General features: G+C 71.5%; 13 protein-coding genes, 2 rRNA genes and 1 pseudogene. 13 read left to right on the top strand and 3 right to left on the bottom strand.

The features are described from left to right. Nucleotides 1–261: 261 nt before the first annotated feature. The 4 genes and pseudogenes from A6F73_RS23745 (at nucleotide 262) to A6F73_RS43320 (ending at nucleotide 6,296) form a co-directional block, all read left to right on the top strand. Nucleotides 262–3,382, top strand: a 23S ribosomal RNA gene (locus A6F73_RS23745). Between the two features lie 109 nt (nucleotides 3,383–3,491). Continuing rightward, nucleotides 3,492–3,608: ribosomal RNA gene (gene rrf, locus A6F73_RS23750) — 5S ribosomal RNA — on the top strand. Between the two features lie 225 nt (nucleotides 3,609–3,833). Further along, a pseudogene (locus A6F73_RS43315) lies at nucleotides 3,834–5,294 on the top strand (hypothetical protein); the annotation flags it as partial. A 123-nt stretch (nucleotides 5,295–5,417) separates the two neighbouring features. Next, complete coding sequence (locus A6F73_RS43320; RefSeq protein ID WP_079136336.1) at nucleotides 5,418–6,296, top strand: tetratricopeptide repeat protein; 879 nt, start codon at nucleotides 5,418–5,420, stop codon at nucleotides 6,294–6,296. A gap of 90 nt (nucleotides 6,297–6,386) precedes the next feature. On the opposite strand, the gene A6F73_RS23760 is transcribed toward A6F73_RS43320, so the two are convergent. After that, the gene (locus tag A6F73_RS23760) at nucleotides 6,387–7,757 is read right to left on the bottom strand and encodes a DUF1015 domain-containing protein (protein ID WP_079135935.1); all 1,371 of its coding nucleotides are present in this window, start codon (nucleotides 7,755–7,757) and stop codon (nucleotides 6,387–6,389) included. A 92-nt stretch (nucleotides 7,758–7,849) separates the two neighbouring features. Between A6F73_RS23760 and A6F73_RS23765 the strand changes: the two genes are divergently transcribed. Both A6F73_RS23765 and A6F73_RS23770 read left to right on the top strand, forming a co-directional pair. Next, nucleotides 7,850–8,449, top strand: coding sequence for a tetratricopeptide repeat protein (locus A6F73_RS23765; RefSeq protein WP_079135936.1), 600 nt, complete (start codon nucleotides 7,850–7,852; stop codon nucleotides 8,447–8,449). 166 nt (nucleotides 8,450–8,615) lie between these two features. Then, complete coding sequence (locus tag A6F73_RS23770) at nucleotides 8,616–9,653, top strand: HAD-IIA family hydrolase (RefSeq protein WP_063349642.1); 1,038 nt, start codon at nucleotides 8,616–8,618, stop codon at nucleotides 9,651–9,653. A gap of 110 nt (nucleotides 9,654–9,763) precedes the next feature. Here the strand turns inward: A6F73_RS23770 and A6F73_RS23775 are convergent, their stop codons facing one another. Next, complete coding sequence (locus A6F73_RS23775) at nucleotides 9,764–10,111, bottom strand: SCP2 sterol-binding domain-containing protein (protein WP_063349643.1); 348 nt, start codon at nucleotides 10,109–10,111, stop codon at nucleotides 9,764–9,766. A gap of 177 nt (nucleotides 10,112–10,288) precedes the next feature. On the opposite strand from A6F73_RS23775, the gene A6F73_RS23780 reads away from it, so the two are divergent. From A6F73_RS23780 to A6F73_RS23795, 4 genes are all read left to right on the top strand, one after another. Further along, the gene (locus tag A6F73_RS23780; protein ID WP_107452939.1) at nucleotides 10,289–11,197 is read left to right on the top strand and encodes a histone H1-like repetitive region-containing protein; all 909 of its coding nucleotides are present in this window, start codon (nucleotides 10,289–10,291) and stop codon (nucleotides 11,195–11,197) included. Further along, a complete protein-coding gene (locus A6F73_RS23785; protein ID WP_063349645.1) occupies nucleotides 11,181–11,369 on the top strand; it encodes a hypothetical protein in 189 nt (62 codons plus the stop codon). The genes A6F73_RS23780 and A6F73_RS23785 overlap by 17 nt, the downstream gene beginning before the upstream one ends. Next, a complete protein-coding gene (locus tag A6F73_RS23790) occupies nucleotides 11,366–12,223 on the top strand; it encodes a TlyA family RNA methyltransferase (protein ID WP_063349646.1) in 858 nt (285 codons plus the stop codon). The genes A6F73_RS23785 and A6F73_RS23790 overlap by 4 nt, the downstream gene beginning before the upstream one ends. Nucleotides 12,224–12,316: 93 nt before the next feature. After that, nucleotides 12,317–13,225, top strand: coding sequence for an NAD kinase (locus A6F73_RS23795; protein WP_063349647.1), 909 nt, complete (start codon nucleotides 12,317–12,319; stop codon nucleotides 13,223–13,225). A gap of 19 nt (nucleotides 13,226–13,244) precedes the next feature. Here the strand turns inward: A6F73_RS23795 and A6F73_RS23800 are convergent, their stop codons facing one another. Then, nucleotides 13,245–14,744 (bottom strand): PLP-dependent aminotransferase family protein, encoded by a 1,500-nt coding sequence (locus A6F73_RS23800; protein WP_063349648.1) that lies wholly within the window; start codon nucleotides 14,742–14,744, stop codon nucleotides 13,245–13,247. 282 nt (nucleotides 14,745–15,026) lie between these two features. Here A6F73_RS23800 and A6F73_RS23805 point away from each other — a divergent pair, with 282 nt between their 5' ends. The 3 genes from A6F73_RS23805 (at nucleotide 15,027) to A6F73_RS23815 (ending at nucleotide 18,807) form a co-directional block, all read left to right on the top strand. Then, entirely contained in the window at nucleotides 15,027–15,572 is a 546-nt protein-coding gene (locus A6F73_RS23805) for a hypothetical protein (RefSeq protein WP_244293685.1), read from the top strand. 88 nt (nucleotides 15,573–15,660) lie between these two features. Next, nucleotides 15,661–17,394: a DNA repair protein RecN gene (gene recN / locus A6F73_RS23810; RefSeq protein WP_079136337.1), complete on the top strand. Its 1,734-nt coding sequence runs from the start codon at nucleotides 15,661–15,663 to the stop codon at nucleotides 17,392–17,394. Between the two features lie 234 nt (nucleotides 17,395–17,628). Next, a complete protein-coding gene (locus A6F73_RS23815; protein ID WP_063349650.1) occupies nucleotides 17,629–18,807 on the top strand; it encodes a glycosyltransferase family 4 protein in 1,179 nt (392 codons plus the stop codon).

Genomic DNA, 18,807 nt, shown 5'->3' on the forward strand with positions numbered 1-18,807 from the left:
CGCTTGCAGGCGAATGTCCTGCACGGTTGCTCATGGGTGGAACGTTGACTATTCGGCACAGCGAGGGTTCTTCTCCTAGTACTGCTTCGGCGTGGAAGAGAGTGGGGTTCTGGTTGTGTCGGGCACGTTGTTGGGTCCTGAGGGAATGGCCGTGAGGCTGTTTCTTCTGGGATGCCGGCCTCATCTGATGCGCTCTTCGGGGTGTTGAGGGTGTGTGACTGGTCGTTGTTTGAGAACTGCACAGTGGACGCGAGCATCTGTGGCCAAGTTTTTAAGGGCGCACGGTGGATGCCTTGGCACCAGGAACCGATGAAGGACGTGGGAGGCCACGATAGTCCCCGGGGAGCCGTCAACCAGGCTTTGATCCGGGGGTTTCCGAATGGGGAAACCCGGCAGTCGTCATGGGCTGTCACCCGCTGCTGAACACATAGGCAGTGTGGAGGGAACGCGGGGAAGTGAAACATCTCAGTACCCGCAGGAAGAGAAAACAACCGTGATTCCGGGAGTAGTGGCGAGCGAAACCGGATGAGGCTAAACCGTGATGGTGTGAGACCCGGCAGGGGTTGCCATCGCGGGGTCGTGGGATTTTTCTTGACCGGTCTGCCGGCCGGTCGGCGAGTCAGAAACCGTATGGGTAGTCGAAGGACATGCGAAAGGTCCGGCGTAGAGGGTAAGACCCCCGTAGACGAAATCTGTACGGCTCGTTTGAGAAACTCCCAAGTAGCACGGGGCCCGAGAAATCCCGTGTGAATCTGGCGGGACCACCCGCTAAGCCTAAATATTCCCTGGTGACCGATAGCGGATAGTACCGTGAGGGAATGGTGAAAAGTACCGCGGGAGCGGAGTGAAATAGTACCTGAAACCGTGTGCCTACAAGCCGTGGGAGCGTCGTTCATCAGCTTGCTGGTGGGCCGTGACTGCGTGCCTTTTGAAGAATGAGCCTGCGAGTTTGCGGTGTGTAGCGAGGTTAACCCGTGTGGGGTAGCCGTAGCGAAAGCGAGTCCGAATAGGGCGTCTGAGTTGCATGCCCAAGACCCGAAGCGGAGTGATCTAGCCATGGGCAGGTTGAAGCGCGGGTAAGACCGTGTGGAGGACCGAACCCACCAGGGTTGAAAACCTGGGGGATGACCTGTGGTTAGGGGTGAAAGGCCAATCAAACTCCGTGATAGCTGGTTCTCCCCGAAATGCATTTAGGTGCAGCGTCACGTGTTTCTTGCCGGAGGTAGAGCACTGGATAGGCGATGGGCCTTACCGGGTTACTGACCTTAGCCAAACTCCGAATGCCGGTAAGTGAGAGCGTGGCAGTGAGACTGTGGGGGATAAGCTCCATGGTCGAGAGGGAAACAGCCCAGAACACCGACTAAGGTCCCTAAGCGTGTGCTAAGTGGGAAAGGATGTGGAGTCGCAGAGACAACCAGGAGGTTGGCTTAGAAGCAGCCACCCTTGAAAGAGTGCGTAATAGCTCACTGGTCAAGTGATTCCGCGCCGACAATGTAGCGGGGCTCAAGCACATCACCGAAGTCGTGTCATTGCAGCATATAGGGCCAACGCCTGCTGTGATGGGTAGGGGAGCGTCGTGTGCCGGGTGAAGCGGCGGTGGAAACCAGTCGTGGACGGTATACGAGTGAGAATGCAGGCATGAGTAGCGATACAAGAGTGGGAAACTCTTGCGCCGATTGACCAAGGGTTCCTGGGTCAAGCTGATCTGCCCAGGGTAAGTCGGGACCTAAGGCGAGGCCGACAGGCGTAGTCGATGGACAACGGGTTGATATTCCCGTACCCGCTTTGAAGCGCCAACGCTGAACCAGGTGATGCTAAGGCCGTGAAGCCGGCCCGGAGTCTTCGGACAAAGGGACGTGGTGGAGCCGCTGAACCAAGTCTGTAGTAGGTGAGCGATGGGGTGACGCAGGAAGGTAGTCCAGCCCGGGCGGTGGTTGTCCCGGGGTAAGGGTGTAGGCCGAGTGATAGGCAAATCCGTCACTCATTGAGGCTGAGACCTGATGCCGAGCCGATTGTGGTGAAGTGGATGATCCTATGCTGTCGAGAAAAGCCTCTAGCGAGTTTCATGGCGGCCCGTACCCCAAACCGACTCAGGTGGTCAGGTAGAGAATACCGAGGCGTTCGGGTGAACTATGGTTAAGGAACTCGGCAAAATGCCCCCGTAACTTCGGGAGAAGGGGGGCCATTCCTGGTGACGGCACTTGCTGTCAGAGCTGGGGGTGGCCGCAGAGACCAGCGAGAAGCGACTGTTTACTAAAAACACAGGTCCGTGCGAAGCCGTAAGGCGATGTATACGGACTGACGCCTGCCCGGTGCTGGAACGTTAAGGGGACCGGTTAGCTTGGATTCGTCCAGGCGAAGCTGAGAACTTAAGCGCCAGTAAACGGCGGTGGTAACTATAACCATCCTAAGGTAGCGAAATTCCTTGTCGGGTAAGTTCCGACCTGCACGAATGGCGTAACGACTTCTCGACTGTCTCAACCATAGGCCCGGTGAAATTGCATTACGAGTAAAGATGCTCGTTTCGCGCAGCAGGACGGAAAGACCCCGGGACCTTTACTATAGCTTGATATTGGTGTTCGGTTCGGCTTGTGTAGGATAGGTGGGAGACTTTGAAGCAGCAACGCCAGTTGTTGTGGAGTCGTCGTTGAAATACCACTCTGGTCGTGCTGGATGTCTAACCTGGGTCCGTGATCCGGATCAGGGACAGTGTCTGGTGGGTAGTTTAACTGGGGCGGTTGCCTCCTAAAGAGTAACGGAGGCGCCCAAAGGTTCCCTCAGCCTGGTTGGCAATCAGGTGTTGAGTGTAAGTGCACAAGGGAGCTTGACTGTGAGACTGACGGGTCGAGCAGGTACGAAAGTAGGGACTAGTGATCCGGCGGTGGCTTGTGGAAGCGCCGTCGCTCAACGGATAAAAGGTACCCCGGGGATAACAGGCTGATCTTCCCCAAGAGTCCATATCGACGGGATGGTTTGGCACCTCGATGTCGGCTCGTCGCATCCTGGGGCTGGAGTAGGTCCCAAGGGTTGGGCTGTTCGCCCATTAAAGCGGTACGCGAGCTGGGTTTAGAACGTCGTGAGACAGTTCGGTCCCTATCCGCTGTGCGCGTAGGAGTGTTGAGAAGGGCTGTCCCTAGTACGAGAGGACCGGGACGGACGAACCTCTGGTGTGCCAGTTGTCCTGCCAAGGGCATGGCTGGTTGGCTACGTTCGGGAGGGATAACCGCTGAAAGCATCTAAGCGGGAAGCCTGCTTCGAGATGAGCACTCCCACCTCCTTGAGAGGGTAAGGCTCCCAGTAGACGACTGGGTTGATAGGCCGGATATGGAAGCCCTGTGAGGGGTGGAGTTGACCGGTACTAATAGGCCGAGGGCTTGTCCTCAGACGCTCGCGTTCACTGTGTGGTTCCCGGGTAGCGAACAGCTATCGCCGGCGAACAAGAAAAACACTTATCAATTAAAAAGTGTGTTTCGCTGAATACCCGATAGGGTTTCGGTGGTCATAGCGTGAGGGAAACGCCCGGTTACATTCCGAACCCGGAAGCTAAGCCTCACAGCGCCGATGGTACTGCAGGGGGGACCCTGTGGGAGAGTAGGACGCCGCCGAACAATTATTCAAGGCCGCGGCCCCAGCGATTCGCTGGGGCCGCGGCCTTTTTGTGTTTTGCGAACGAGTAGTACCCCGGCAGACCGGGACCTTCGCCCAGGCGGAGTGTTCCGGGATGTCGGACAATGGAGATGGTGCGCGGCCAGGAGGCCGGCGCCGAAACCGCGTGACGGCAGCGGAGTTGCTCAGTCCGCGGTGGAGCTGAAGCAGCAGAAGGAGTCACCACGATGTCGAACCAGCCCCAGGACCGTCCCGAGCGTCGATCGGACGACGGCCGAGGCTACGAGCCCCGGTCCCGTGGGGGCTGGTCGAACGACCGTGGCGGCGCCCGTCGTGACGACCGCCCCTCCGGTGGCGGCTTCAACCGCGACCGTGACGACCGCCCGCGTCGTGACGACCGCCCGTCCGGTGGCGGCTTCCGTCGTGACGACCGCCCCTCCGGCGGTGGCTTCAACCGTGACCGTGGCGACCGCCCGTCGGGTGGTTTCAACCGCGATGACCGTGGCGGCGACCGTGGCGGCTTCCGCCGTGACGACCGCCCCTCCGGCGGCGGCTTCAACCGTGACCGTGGCGACCGCCCGTCGGGTGGTTTCAACCGCGATGACCGTGGCGGCGACCGTGGCGGCTTCCGCCGTGACGACCGCCCCTCCGGCGGCGGCTTCAACCGTGACCGTGGCGACCGCCCGTCGGGTGGTGGCGGTTTCCGTCGCGATGACCGTCCGAGTGGCTTCAACCGTGACCGTGACGACCGTCCGCGTCGTGACGACCGCCCGTCCGGTGGTTTCAACCGCGACGACCGTGGTGGCGACCGTGGCGGCTTCCGTCGCGACGACCGCCCCTCCGGCGGTGGCTTCAACCGCGACCGTGGCGACCGCCCCTCGGGTGGTTTCAACCGCGACGACCGTGGCGGCGACCGCGGCGGCTTCCGTCGCGACGACCGCCCCTCCGGCGGTGGCTTCAACCGCGACCGTGACGACCGTCCGCGTCGTGACGACCGTCCGTCGGGTGGCGGTTTCAACCGTGACCGTGGCGACCGTCCGTCGGGTGGTTTCAACCGCGATGACCGTGGTGGCGACCGCGGTGGCTTCCGTCGTGACGACCGTCCGTCCGGTGGTGGCTTCAACCGTGACCGTGGCGACCGCCCGTCGGGTGGTTTCAACCGCGATGACCGCGGTGGCGACCGTGGCGGTTTCCGTCGTGACGACCGCCCCTCCGGCGGTGGCTTCAACCGTGACCGTGGCGACCGCCCGTCGGGTGGTTTCAACCGCGACGACCGTGGTGGCGACCGTGGCGGCTTCCGTCGCGACGACCGCCCCTCCGGTGGCGGCTTCAACCGTGACCGTGGCGACCGCCCGTCGGGTGGTGGCGGTTTCCGTCGCGATGACCGTCCGAGTGGCTTCAACCGTGACCGTGACGACCGTCCGCGTCGTGACGACCGCCCGTCCGGTGGTTTCAACCGCGATGACCGCGGTGGCGACCGCGGTGGCTTCCGTCGTGACGACCGTCCGTCCGGTGGTGGCTTCAACCGTGACCGTGGCGACCGCCCGTCCGGTGGTTTCAACCGCGACGACCGTGGTGGCGACCGCGGTGGCTTCCGTCGCGACGACCGCCCCTCCGGTGGCGGCTTCAACCGTGACCGTGGCGACCGCCCGTCGGGTGGTTTCAACCGCGATGACCGTGGCGGCTACCGCGGCAACCGCGACGACCGCCGTGACGACCGGGGCGGCTACGACGACCGTCGCGGCAACTACGAGCCCGTCAAGCGCCTGCCGATCCCGGAGGACGTCACCGGCTTCGAGCTGGACGGGGACGTGCGCCAGGAGCTCAAGAGCCTTCCCAAGACGCTCGCGGACGACGTCGCCCGCAACCTGGTGATGGTGGCCCGCCTGCTCGACACCGAGCCGGAGGAGGCCTACCAGTTCTCCCGCGTCGCGCTCCGTCTGGCCTCCCGCGTGGCCGCCGTCCGTGAGGCGGCCGGTTTCGCCTCCTACATGACGCAGCGGTACTCCGAGGCGCTGACCGAGTTCCGTGCCGCCCGTCGGATGACCGGCCGTGCGGACCTGTGGCCGGTGATGGCCGACTGCGAGCGCGGTCTGGGCCGTCCGGAGCGGGCCCTGGCGATGGCCGGTGAGCCCGAGGTGAAGCAGCTGGACAAGGCCGGCCAGGTCGAGATGCGTCTGGTCTCCGCCGGCGCCCGCTCCGACATGGAGCAGTTCGACGCGGCCGTGGTGACCCTGCAGAGCCCGGAGCTGGCTTCCAGCGCCGTGCACCCGTGGACCGCGCGTCTTCGGTACGCCTACGGCGAGGCGCTGATCGCGGCCGGCCGTGGCGACGAGGCCCGTGACTGGTTCGCGAAGGCGGCCGAGGCGGACACCGAGGGCACGACCAACGCGGCGGAGCGCCTGGCCGAGATCGACGGTGTGGAGTTCGTGGACGCGCTCGACCCGGAGATGGCCGAGGAGGAGTTCGAGCAGGCCGACGCCCCGGCGAAGAAGCGCGGCGGCGAGGCCTCCGACGACCGCGTGATCTTCGAGGACGAGGAGAACGTCGAGGAGTACTACGACGAGGACGACCTCGAGATCGACGAGGAGTTCGACGGCGTGGTGCCCGCGCGCGCCACCGAGGCCAAGGACGAGGCCAAGGACGAGGCCAAGGCTGACGCCGAGGCCAAGGGCGACGCCCGCAGCTGAGCGGTTCCGACCGACGAGTGAGGCCCTGCCCGCTTCCCCTGAAATTCAAGGGGAAGCGGGCAGGGCCTCTTCGCGTTTCGGCGGGGGAACCTAGCCCAGTTCGAGGTTGCGCAGCACCAGTCCGGTGGCCGGCTTCGGCCCGAAGGAGGTGGACTTGCGTGGCATGGTGACGCCCTGTTCGGCGAGTCTGCGGACCACGCTCTCCCGGACCGGGTGCAGCAGGACGGCGGTGCCGCCGGTGCGCGCGGCCTCCTGCTCGGCGGCTGCGGCGGTGTGCAGGTAGCCGATGTCGTCCGGGCCGTCGGGGACGTGCCAGGTGCGGTCGAGCAGGGTGGCGTGCAGGACGGTGGCGTCCAGATGGCGCCACTCCTCGGGTCGGTCGTGCGGCACGGTGGCGTCGAGCAGTGCCTCCTCGGGCTCGCCGAGCAGCCAGTACACGCCGTCCCCGCCGGTCAGTATGAAGCCGTTGCCGCCGTGCCGTTTCTGTTCGGCGAGGGCCTGGAGGGCGGCGGTCAGCGGGCCGGGGACCTCCTTGACCTTCCACTGGTCGCCGAGCCTCTCCAGCGCCTCGGCCACCGGCAGCCGGTACAGCACCCGGTGGATGGCCCGGACCCGCAGCGGGTAGCGGGCGGTGTCCACCAGGAGCACCAGGCCGCGGTCCCACGGGCTGCGCGGCAGGTGGCGGTGCTCGCGCTGGAGGCGGAGGTACATTTCCCAGCGGTGGTGGCCGTCGGCGATCAGGGCCCGGCAGGTGGCGAGGTCGCGGCTGATCTCGGCGATCTCGGCGGGGTCGGCGACGGCCCAGAGGCGGTGGTGGGTGCCGTCGCTGGTGGCCGTGGAGAGCAGCGGCTCGCCCTGGACGGTCCGCTCGATGACGCCGGAGGCGCCGCCGCTGCCGCGGTAGGTGAGCAGCAGCGGTTCGAGGTTGGCCCGGGTGGTGCGCATCAGGCCGACCCGGTCGGCGACCGGCCGCGGCATCACGTCCTCGTGGGGGAGGACCACGCCGGCCTCGCGACCGCTCACCGCTAGGGCGCCGATCAGCCCGCGTTGGAGCAGCTCGGGGGAGTCGCCGGTGGCGGGCACGCGCTGCTCGTAGACGTAGAGCGCGGGCGCCGGGTCGGCGGCGAGGATCCCCTCGCGCTGCCAGGCGGCCAGGAGCCGGGCGGCGTGCCGGTACTTGGTGTCGCGGTCGGGCCGGTCGCCGGCGTCCTCGGGTTCGGGCCTGGGCAGGATCAGCCGGACCACGTTGTGCGGGTCGGCGGTCTCCAGGTCGAGCCGACGGCCGGGGTCGACGACGTCGTACGGCGGTGACATGACCGCAGCCAGCGCGCCGACCCGATCGGGGACGTAGCGCAGGCCTTGGAAGGGTGACAGGGACAGGCCTGCGGTGGCGACGTGCCCGGGATCGCCGGGGCCGCCCTCGGGAGTCTCGACTCCGTCTTCTGCACTGGGTGTGCTCATTCTGGGCATCGTAACCGGGTACGCGTTGTTGAGAGATCGGAATACCCGTGCTGACCTGTGGGACGGGTGTGCGACCGAGGGCGAGGTACCGCATGGACGACGGGCAGGAACGGCTGGACGGCAGCGGCCCGGCCGAGCAGGGCGGGTTGGACGGCGCCGGTGGCGGGGGTGCGCAGGTGCACGGCGGCGTGCCGGCGCAGGGGCGTTCCGGCGAACCGACCGGGGACGTGTACGACTGGTTCCGGCGCGGCGGGAAGCTGCTGGCCCAGGGCAACGCGGCGGCCGCCGAGCAGTTGCTGGTCCGGGCGGCGGCGGCCGAGCCGCAGTCGCGCAGCATCCGGGAGACGCTGGCGCGGGCCCAGTTCGACACCGGTTCGTACGCGGCGGCGCTGGAGAACTTCCGGGCCGTCGCGCTGGCCGATCCGTCGGACGACTACGCTCAGTTCGGGTGGGGCGTCGCGGCGGCCCGGCTGGGCGACTTCGAGACGTCCGCCGAGCACCTGGCGCTGGCCGTGGCCATGCGGCCGGGCACCGAGCACTACCAGGCGGCGCTGCGGCAGACCAGGGCGACCCTGGCGGCCCGCGCCGGGGCGTTCGGGCCGCTGCTGCCCGGGGCACCCGGGTACCTGGCGCCCCCGCCGGGCCCGGACGGGGCGCCGACGGGCGACGCCGGTGCGGACGACGAGGTCTGACCGGCTCGGGGCCCACCGGCTCAAGGGCCCACCGGCTCAAGGGCCCACCGGCTCAAGGGTCCACCGGCTCAAGGGTCCACCAACTCAGGGGCCCGGCAACTCAAGGGCCCACCCGCTCGGGGGCACCCGAGGAAGCGAACGACGCAGTGAATGAGGTAGCGCAGCCATGACCGCACCGACCACCACCGTGCGACGGACCGCCCCCGGCGGCAGCGAGCAGCCGTTGACCGAGGCGTACGACACGGCGCTGCTGGACCTGGACGGCGTGGTCTACGCGGGCCCGCACGCGATCGAGCACGCCGTGGACGCGCTGGCCGCCGCCCGGACGGCCGGGATGCGGCTCGCGTACGTGACCAACAACGCCTCCCGCCCGCCGCGGGTGGTGGCCGAGCACCTGACCGGGCTGGGCGTGCCGGCCGAGCCGGCCGACGTGATCAACTCGGCGCAGGCGGCCGCCAGGGTGGTCGCCGAGCAGGTGCCGACCGGGGCGAGGGTGCTGGTCGTGGGCGGTCCGGGGCTGGAGGAAGCACTGGCCGAGCGCGGGCTGGTCGCCGTCCGCTCGCTGGCCGAGGAGCCGCTCGCGGTGGTCCAGGGCTACGACCCGTCGGTCGGCTGGGCGCAGCTGGCGGAGGCCGCGTACGCGGTGCAGCAGGGGCTGCCGTGGGTGGCCTCCAACACCGACCTGACCATCCCGACCGCGCGTGGCATCGCGCCCGGCAACGGGACGCTGGTGGCGGCGGTGCGGGCGGCCGCCGGGGTGGACCCGGTGGTGGCGGGCAAGCCGCAGCCGCCGATGCACCGGGAGACCGTGCTGCGGACCGGCGCGCGGCGGCCACTGGTGGTCGGCGACCGGCTGGACACCGACATCGAGGGCGCGTTCAACGGCGAGGTGGACAGCCTGCTGGTGTTCACCGGGGTGACCACCCCGGCGCAGCTGCTGGCGGCCCCGGCCGAGCACCGGCCGACCTACCTGTCGGCGGACCTGCGCGGGCTGCTGGAGCCGCACCCGGCGGTCACGACCGGGGCGGACGGCTTCGGTTGCGGCGGCTGGGTTGCGTCGGCCGCCGGTGGCGTGCTGCGGCTGGACGGCGGCGGGGACCGCTGGGACGGTCTGCGGGCGCTGTGCGCGGCGGCGTGGACGGCGCTGGACGCGGACGGCGCACCGGCCGACGGGCGCAAGGCCCTGGCCGAGCTGGGGTTCTGAGTCGCCGCACGGCGCTCAAGGCGAGGGCGGTCGGGGCCAGGACGCTCAAGGCGAGGGCGGTCGGGTCCGGAGTGTTCGGGTCCAAGAGGGAAGGACCACGGCGGCCGGGTTCAGAGCAGGGTGCGCAGCCGCAGCAGGTCGCGGAAGCCCGCCTCCAGCCGGATCCGGCCGCCCGCCCAGGCGGACGCGAAGTTGAGCCCGCCGAAGACCACGGCGACCAGGTCGTCGCTGCTCATGGTGAGCCGGATCGCCGCCTTCTCGGCCGGTGCGCCGGAGGCCGAGGCGAGGCCTTGGATCCGGCCGTCGCGCAGTTGGCCGGTGAAGGTCAGGTCGAGGTCGGTGATCCGGCAGCTGAGCGAGCGGTCGAGGGCGGCCGCCTTGCGGACGTCACCGGTGGACTTCGCCATGTTCCGGCTGAGCTGTTCCAGCGCCTCGCGGCACTCCTCGGCGTTGGCCATGGCGGTGGTTCCCCTCCCTGGGCTTCCTGGTGGTTGCGGCAGGTGACGGCGGTGGTCCCTGCCGGGCCACGGTACCGCAGGCGGGTTTTGGCGGTAGCGTCGTCCGTGGGGTGCCCGGATCGGCCCGGGCACCGACGGCGACGGAGCGATGCGCGCAGGCGCTAAGGAGGCACCCGGATGCTGCCGAGGACGGTGCGGGGAGTGGTGGAGGTCGCCGCCGGGCTGGCGGAGGAGGTCGGCAAGCGGGTCGTCGGGACGGCGGCCGTGATCCTGGAGCGGACCGGGGTCGACGTCACCGAGGTCGAGCGCCGGCTCGGCGGGCAGTTCCCGCCGTCGGCGAAGACGCTGCAGACGCTGGCGGAGGAGGCGGTCACCGCCGGGCGGGCCGGGGTGGACCTGGCCGTCGGGGTGGCGCGCGGCGAGGTGGAGAAGGCCTTCGAGAAGGTCGGCGACCAGGTGATGAAGGTCGGCGTGGTGCTCGCCTACCTGGAGAGCAAGCTGCGCGAGGTCGAGGAGGAGGCCGAGCCTGCGGTGCGGTCGGCCGGGGTCGACGAGGCGGCGGAGCCGACGCCGGCGCCCCGGGCGGACGACCTGTTCGGGCGCGGCTGGGAGCGGGCGGACGAGCAGCCGGCGGCCCCGGTGGCGGGGGAGCCGATAGTGGCCGAACGGGTGGAGGTGGACGAGCCGGTCGAGGTCGACCCGCCCGTCCCGCCGGTACGGCCGTCGCTACCGGGGAAGGCCGCCGCGAAGCGGACCCCGGTGAGGAAGGCCCCGGCGACGGAGCAGACCTCGACGGAGAAGGTCCCGACGGAGCAGGCCCCGACGGAGCAGACCCCGGTGGCGGGCCGGGCCGGGGCGAAGAAGTCCCCGGCGAAGAAGGCGGCCGCCAAGAAGCCGGTGGCCAAGAAGACGGCCGCCAAGAAGACGACCGTGCGCAAGACGGCCGTCAAGAAGACCGCCACCGCGCAGCAGGCCGCCGCCGCGCCGGCCGCGCAGCCCAAGGCGCCCGCGAAGCGCACGGCGACGAAGAAGACCACCGTCCGCAAGGCCACCAGCACGAAGAAGCCCGATGACCGGACCAGCTGAAGCCGTCGAACCGCTCGGCGTGGAACAGACCCCGACCGGCCACCCCGTGGTGGACGCCGGGCTGGCCCGGCTGGAGGCCCTGGACGGGGTCCCGGCCGAGGCACACGTCGAGGTGTACGAAGATGTTCACCAGCGGCTGGCCGACACGCTGGCCGCGCTCGACCAGGAATGACCCTGGAACGACCCGTAGGACTCGTAGGAGCTGAAACACCAGTGGCAGTGGCACGACGCCGACTCGACGCGGAGCTGGTCCGCCGCAAGCTGGCCCGGTCGCGTGAGCACGCGTCCGAGCTGATCGCGGCCGGCCGGGTGACCGTCGGAGGCACCACCGCGACCAAGCCGGCCACCCAGGTGGAGACCTCGGCGGCGGTCGTGGTGGCCAAGGACGACAACGACCCCGACTACGTCTCGCGCGGCGGGCACAAGCTGGCCGGGGCGTTCGCCGCCTTCGTCCCGCAGGGCCTGGTGGTCGAGGGCCGCCGGGCGCTGGACGCGGGCGCTTCCACCGGCGGCTTCACCGACGTCCTGCTGCGGGCCGGCGCGGTCGGCGTGCTGGCGGTGGACGTCGGCTACGGGCAGCTCGCGTGGTCGCTGCAGAGCGACGAGCGGGTGACGGTGATGGACCGCACCAACGTCCGGGAGCTGACCCTGGAGCTGATCGGCGGCACCCCGGTCGACCTGGTGGTCGGCGATCTGTCGTTCATCTCGCTGGGCCTGGTGCTGCCCGCGCTGGCCGCCTGCGCGGCCGGGGACGCGGACCTGGTGCTGATGGTCAAGCCGCAGTTCGAGATCGGCAAGGAGCGTCTGGGCAGCGGCGGGGTGGTGCGCAGCCCCCAGCTGCGTGCCGAGATGGTGCGCCAGGTCGCCGGGCAGGCGTGGGGGCTCGGGCTGGGCGTGCGCGCCGTCACCGCGAGCCCGCTGCCGGGCCCGTCCGGGAACGTGGAGTACTTCCTGTGGCTGCGCCGGGACGCCCCGCAGCTGGATCCCGCCGAGGCGGACCGGGCCGTCGCGGAGGGGCCCCGATAGGGTGCTGTGGGGGCGTCCGGTCCGTCATGCTGTGTGACGCGGCCGTACCGGGGCCGAAGGCGACCCGGCAGGCGTGAGGGAGAGGGCAGCGGCATGAGCGATGAAGAACGTACGGTCTTCCTGATCGCGCACACCGGCCGGGCGGCGGCGCTGCGCAGCGTCGAGGCCCTGGTGCACGGGCTGCTGAAGGCGGGCATCCGGATCAGACTGCTCGCCTCCGAGGCGCTGGACCTGGACCTGCCGGACGGGGTCGAGAAGGTGGCCGGGGGGCCGGGCGCGGCGGACGGCTGCGAGCTGATCCTGGTCGCCGGCGGGGACGGGACGCTGCTGCGCGGGGCGGAGCTGGCCCGCGAGCACGGGCTGCCGATGCTCGGGATCAACCTGGGCCGGGTCGGCTTCCTCGCCGAGGCCGAGCGGGACGATCTGGCCGTGGTGGTCGAGCGGGTGGTCGACGCCGACTACGAGGTCGAGGAGCGGATGACGATCGACGTCATCGTCCGCACCAACGGCGATGTGGTGCACCAGGACTGGGCGTTGAACGAGGCGTCGATCGAGAAGGCATCCCGGGAGCGGATGCTGGAGGTGGTGACGGAGGTGGACGGCCGCCCGGTCTCCAACTTCGGCTGCGACGGCGTGGTGTGCGCGACGCCGACCGGTTCCACCGCGTACGCGTTCTCCGGCGGCGGGCCGGTGGTGTGGCCGGAGGTGGAGGCGCTGCTGATGGTGCCGATCTCCGCGCACGCGCTGTTCGCCCGCCCGCTGGTGACCTCGCCGGATTCGGTGCTGGCCGTCGAGGTGCAGCCCAAGACCCCGCACGGCGTGCTCTGGTGCGACGGGCGGCGTACGGTCGAACTGCCGGCCGGCGCACGGGTGGAGGTCCGCCGGGGGCAGACCCCGGTGCGCCTGGCCAGACTGCACCGGGCGCCGTTCACCGACCGGCTGGTGGCCAAGTTCGCGCTGCCGGTGACGGGTTGGCGCGGGCGGGCGAACACCCACTGCTGACGGCCCGTCAGGCCGCTGGTCAGATCGCCAGCGGCGGGGTGTCGCCGGGCGGCCCGTACCGGCCGCCCGCCGCAGCCCGGGCGGCGGTCTCGGCGAGCCGCTGCACGGCGGCGGGGACGGCCGGGGCCGGCACGGTGAGCGGGATCCGGACGTGGTGCTCGAACGCGCCGTCCGAGCCGAACCGGTTGCCCGAGGCGATCCTCACCCCGGCGCGTTCCCCGGACCGGGCCAGCGCCGCGCCGGACAGCCCGCCGGTGGACACCCAGAGCGAGAGCCCGCCGGGCGGCGGCGTGAACGACCAGCCCGGCAGGTGCTCGGGCAGTGCGGCGGCGAAGGCGTGCGCCGTCGCCCGCAGCCGGTCCAACTGGTGCGCCCGGACGGCGGGCAGCGGCTCGCCCAGCAGTTCGGCGGCGATCAGCTGCTCCAGGACCGGCGTGCCGACGTCGCTGTAGACCCGGTCGGCGGCCAGCCGGCGCACCAGCGCGGGCGCGGCCCGGACCCAGCCGATCCGCAGGCCGCCCCAGAGCAGCTTGCTGGCCGAGCCGACGGTGACCACCTGGGCGGAGCGGTCCAGCGCCGCCATCGGGCGCGGCAGCGGGACGGACTCCGGTACGCCCCAGCCGAGTTCGGCGGTGGTCTCGTCGACCAGGACGACGCTGCCGGCGGCCCGGGCGGCGGCCAGCAGCTCGCGGCGCTGCTCCTCGCCGATCAGCGCGCCGGTCGGGTTGTGGAAGTCCGGGATCACGTAGGCGACCTTGGGCGCGGCCCCGCGCAGCACCCCGCGCCACTCGGTGAGGTCCCACTCGGGCTGGGGGCGGTAGCCGTACGGCACCGGCACCAGGCGGGCGCCGGTGATCCGGAGCGCCTGGAGGGTGTGGGCGTAGCTGGGCGCCTCGACGGCGACCCGGTCGCCGCGGCCGATCAGCGCCCGCTGGACCAGGTGCAGCCCGCCCATCGCGCCGGTGGTGACGAGGATCTGGTCGGGGGTGGTGGGCAGGCCGCGCTGGGTGTAGCGGCGGGCGAGGGCCTCGCGCAGCACCGGGACGCCGGTGGGGTAGTGGCCGTGCCCGGCGGCGTAGCAGGGTAGCTGCTCGACGGCCCGGACGGCGGCCTCGCCGAGGAAGGGCTGCGGGGCCGGCAGGGCGGCGACGCCGAGGTCCAGGGTGCGGCCCTGCTCGTCCGGGGGGACGGGGTGCAGCGCGTCGCTGGGCGGCGGGGCGCCCTCGGGCAGGGTGGTCCAGCTGCCGGCGCCGCGGCGGCTGAGCAGGTAGCCGTCGGCGCGCAGGGTCTCGTAGGCGGTGGCGACGGTGGTGCGGCTCAGCTCCAGGGCGCCGGCGAGTTCGCGCTCGGCGGGCAGCCGGGCGCCGACCGGCAGGCGGCCCTCGGTGACCAGCAGCCGGATCTGCCCGGCGAGGGTCCGGTAGGCGGGGCGGCGGGCGGTGGCCGGCTCGGGCAGCCGGGCGGCGGCGAGCAGCCGGGCGAGCGCGGGCGGGGTGACGGTGGTGTGCCAGTCGGCCAAGGCTGATCAGTCCACTTGCTCGAAATTGGCCCTGGAGCGGGCTCTATTGGCCTGACCATCATGGCAGTGCGGCCGTCGAGTCCGCCACCGCCGGGGCCGCCCGGGGTGCAGCACCACCCGCAGGAGCGCCCGATGGCCACCACGACCACGCCGACGACCACGCCCGAACCCGCCCCGGAGGCCGCCCGGCCCCCGCTCGCCGCCCGGGTGCTCGGCGACACCCACGCCCTGGGCCGCCGGATCCCGCAGCTCGCCGTCGGCCTCTACCTGTACGGCGCGAGCATGGCGCTGATGCTGCGCTCCGGCCTCGGCCTCGACCCGTGGGACGTCTTCCACCAGGGCCTGCAACGCGTCGCCGGCCTCTCGGTGGGCACCTGGGTGACCATCTGCGGCGCCCTGGTCCTGCTGCTGTGGATCCCGATCCGCCAGCGCCCGGGCGTCGGCACCGTCGCCAACGTGCTGGTGCTGGGCGCCTCGATGGACCTCACGCTGCGGCTGGTCGACGGCCCGCACGGGCTGCCCGCCCGGATCGCGCTGATGGCCGCCGCGATCCTGCTCAACGGCCTGGCCACCGGCCTCTACATCGGTGCCCGCCTGGGCCCGGGCCCGCGCGACGGCCTGATGACCGGCCTGCACCGGCGCACCGGGCGTTCGCTGCGGCTGATCCGCACCGGCATCGAGGTGACGGTACTGGTCGCCGGCGTCCTGCTGGGCGGCACCGCCGGGGTCGGCACGGTCGCGTACGCACTGGCGATCGGCCCGCTGGTGCAGATCTTCCTGCCGTGGTGCACGGTGCCGGGACCCGGGCAAACGCCCCGGAAGGGGTGAACTTCCGGGCGCGGAGTTGCCACGCGGCGTTGCCGCTCGTCGCGCGCCGGGGGTGGAACCTCGTAAGGTCGTCTCCGTGTTGGACGAGATGCGGATACGGGATCTTGGGGTCATCGACGACGCGGTGGTCGAACTCGCCCCCGGCTTCACCGCCGTGACCGGTGAGACCGGCGCCGGAAAGACCATGGTCGTGACCAGCCTCGGCCTGCTGCTCGGCGGCCGCGCCGACCCGGGCCTGGTGCGCAACGGGACCGGACGCGCCGTCGTCGAGGGCCGGCTGGAGCTGCCCCCCGGTTCCCCGGCGGCGATCCGCGCGGCCGAGGCCGGGGCCGAACTGGACGAGGGCGCCCTGCTGATCAGCCGGACCGTCTCCGCCGAGGGCCGCTCCCGGGCGTACGTCGGCGGTCGGGCCGTCCCGGTCGGGCTGCTCACCGAACTCGGCGAGGAACTGATCGCCGTGCACGGCCAGACCGACCAGCAGCGGCTGCTGCGCCCGGCCCGCCAGCGCGGCGCGCTGGACCGTTACGCGGGCGAGGCGGTGGCCGAGCCGCTGGCCCGCTACCGGGAGACCTACCGGAGCCTGCGCGAGGTCTCGGCCACCCTGGAGGAGCTGACCACCCGGGCCCGTGAGCGCGCGCAGGAGGCCGATCTGCTGCGCTTCGGCCTGGACGAGATCGCCGCCGCCGAGGCGGTGGCCGGCGAGGACACGGAGCTGGCCGCCGAGGCCGAGCGGCTGGGCCACGCCGACGCGCTGTCCTCCGCCGCGACCCTCGCCCACGCCGCCCTGGCCGGCGACCCGGCCGACCCGGAGGCACTGGACGCGGGCACCCTGCTCGCGCAGTCCCGCCGCGCCCTGGACGCCGTGCGCCACCACGACGAGCGCCTCGCCGGCCTCGCCGACCGCCTCAACGAGGTCGGCTACCTGCTCGCCGACGTGGCCGGCGACCTGGCCGGCTACGCGGACGACCTGGACGCCGACCCAGTCCGGCTCGCCGCCGTCGAGGACCGCCGGGCCGTCCTGGCCCAGCTGCTGCGCAAGTACGGCGGCCCGGAGAACTCCCTCGCCGAGGTGCTCGCCTGGGCCGAGGCCGGCTCCGCCCGGCTCGCCGAACTCGACGGCGACGACGACCGGATCGACCAGCTCGGCGCCCAGGAGACCGCGCTGCGGGCCGAGTTGGCCGAGCTGGCGGCCGAGGTGTCGGGCGCCCGGCAGGCTGCGGCCGGGCGTTTCGCCGACGCCGTCTCCGCCGAACTCGCCGAACTGGCGATGCCGCACGCCCGGGTGACCTTCTCGATCGCCCAGGTCGACGACCTGTCGGGGATCGAGGTCGACGGCCGCACCGTCGCCTACGGCCCGCACGGCGTGGACGAGGTCGAGGTGCTGCTCGCCCCGCACCCCGGCGCCCAGCCCCGCCCGATCGCCAAGGGCGCCTCCGGCGGTGAGCTGTCCCGCGTGATGCTCGCCGTCGAGGTGGTCTTCGCGGGCGCCGACCCCGTCCCCACCTACCTGTTCGACGAGGTGGACGCGGGCGTCGGCGGCAAGGCCGCGGTCGAGATCGGCCGCCGGCTGGCCAAACTGGCTGAATCCGCCCAGGTCGTGGTGGTCACCCACCTGCCGCAGGTCGCCGCCTTCGCGGACCGGCACCTGGTGGTGGAGAAGACCAACGACGGCACCGTGACCCGCAGCGGCGTCAAGGTGCTGAACGACGAGGAGCGGGTGCGCGAACTCTCCAGGATGCTGGCCGGCCTGGAGGACTCCGAGCTCGGCCGGGCCCACGCCGAGGAACTGCTGGCCGCCGCCCGGGCCCCGCGCCACCGCTAACGCGGGTCCGGCAACCCCCGGCTGGACCTGCTGCGACAGGCCCTGGCCGGGGCGTCCGACCCGCCGACAGGGCCGGGTGGCCCTTGCGGACGGAAGGTGACGCGCCCCCGGTGGCGCCGACTGTCCAAGAGGGCCGCCGACCTGGCATGGTGGCGGCTGGACACTGGCTTTCCAGTCCCGAGCGCCGCCGACGGGCAACCCTCGCGAAGCGGCGCGCGAACCTGATCGAGTCGGATGCGAGAGAACGTGGACCATTCCGCCGCCCGGGCCGCCGCTGCCACCCCAGAACCGGGGCAGCTGCACGTGGTACTCGTCCTGGCCGCCAGCACCGGCGGTATCGGTGCCCACGTGCGCTCCCTGGCGCAGGGCCTCGTCGCGCACGGCGTGATCGTCACGGTGTGCGCCCCGGCCGGCACGGACGCGCTGTTCGGCTTCTCCCGCACCGGTGCCAGGTTCCACACCGTCGACATCACCCCCACCGCCGGCGCCCGCAGTGACGCCGCCGCGATCGGCGAGCTGCGCCGGGCCTTCACCGGCGCCGACGTGGTGCACGCGCACGGGCTGCGCGCCGGGCTGCTCGCCGACCTCGCCCTGCGCACCGCAGGCCGTTTCCCGGGCCTGCGCCCGGAGACCCCGCTGGTGGTCACCTCCCACCACGCGCTGCTGGCCACCGGTCTGGAGCGCCGCCTGCAGCGGCTGATGGAGCGCCGGGTCGCGCGCGCCGCCGACCTCGTCCTCGGCGCCTCCTCCGACCTGGTCGCCCGGGCCCGGGAGCTGGGCGCCACCGACGCCCGGCTCGGCCCGGTGGCCGCCCCGCCGATGCCCGAGGGCCGGCTCGACCGGGCCGCGGCGCGCGCCGCGCTGCTCGGCGACGGCCCGGACCGGCCGCTGGTGCTGGCGGTCGGCCGGCTCGTCCCGCAGAAGGCCTTCGGGCTGCTGCTGGACGCCACCCGCGAGCTGTCCGTGCTGGACCCGGAGCCGCTGCTGCTGCTCGCCGGGGACGGGCCGGAGGCGGCCGGGCTGCGCGAGCGGGTCGCCGCCGAGAAGCTGCCGGTGCGGCTGCTCGGCTTCCGCACCGACGTGCCCGACCTGCTGGCGGCCGCCGACGTGGTGGTGGTCGCCAGTCGTTGGGAGGCCCGCTCGCTGGTGGTGCAGGAGTCGATGCGGGCCGGCGTGCCGGTGGTCGCCACCGCCGTCGGCGGGATCCCCGAGCTGGTCGGCGACGCGGCCGTGCTGGTGCCGGCCGGCGACCCGGTCGCGATCGGCCGGGCGGTGCGCGGGCTGCTGGCCGACCCGGCGGGCCGCGAGCGGCTGGTGGCGGCCGGCCGGCAGCAGGCCGAGACCTGGCCGGACGAGGCCGCCACCGTCGCCCAGGTGCTCAGCACCTACGACGAGCTGGTCCAGCGGGACTAG

This window comes from Streptomyces sp. MJM8645, from assembly GCF_001625365.1.
Lineage (GTDB): Bacteria > Actinomycetota > Actinomycetes > Streptomycetales > Streptomycetaceae > Kitasatospora.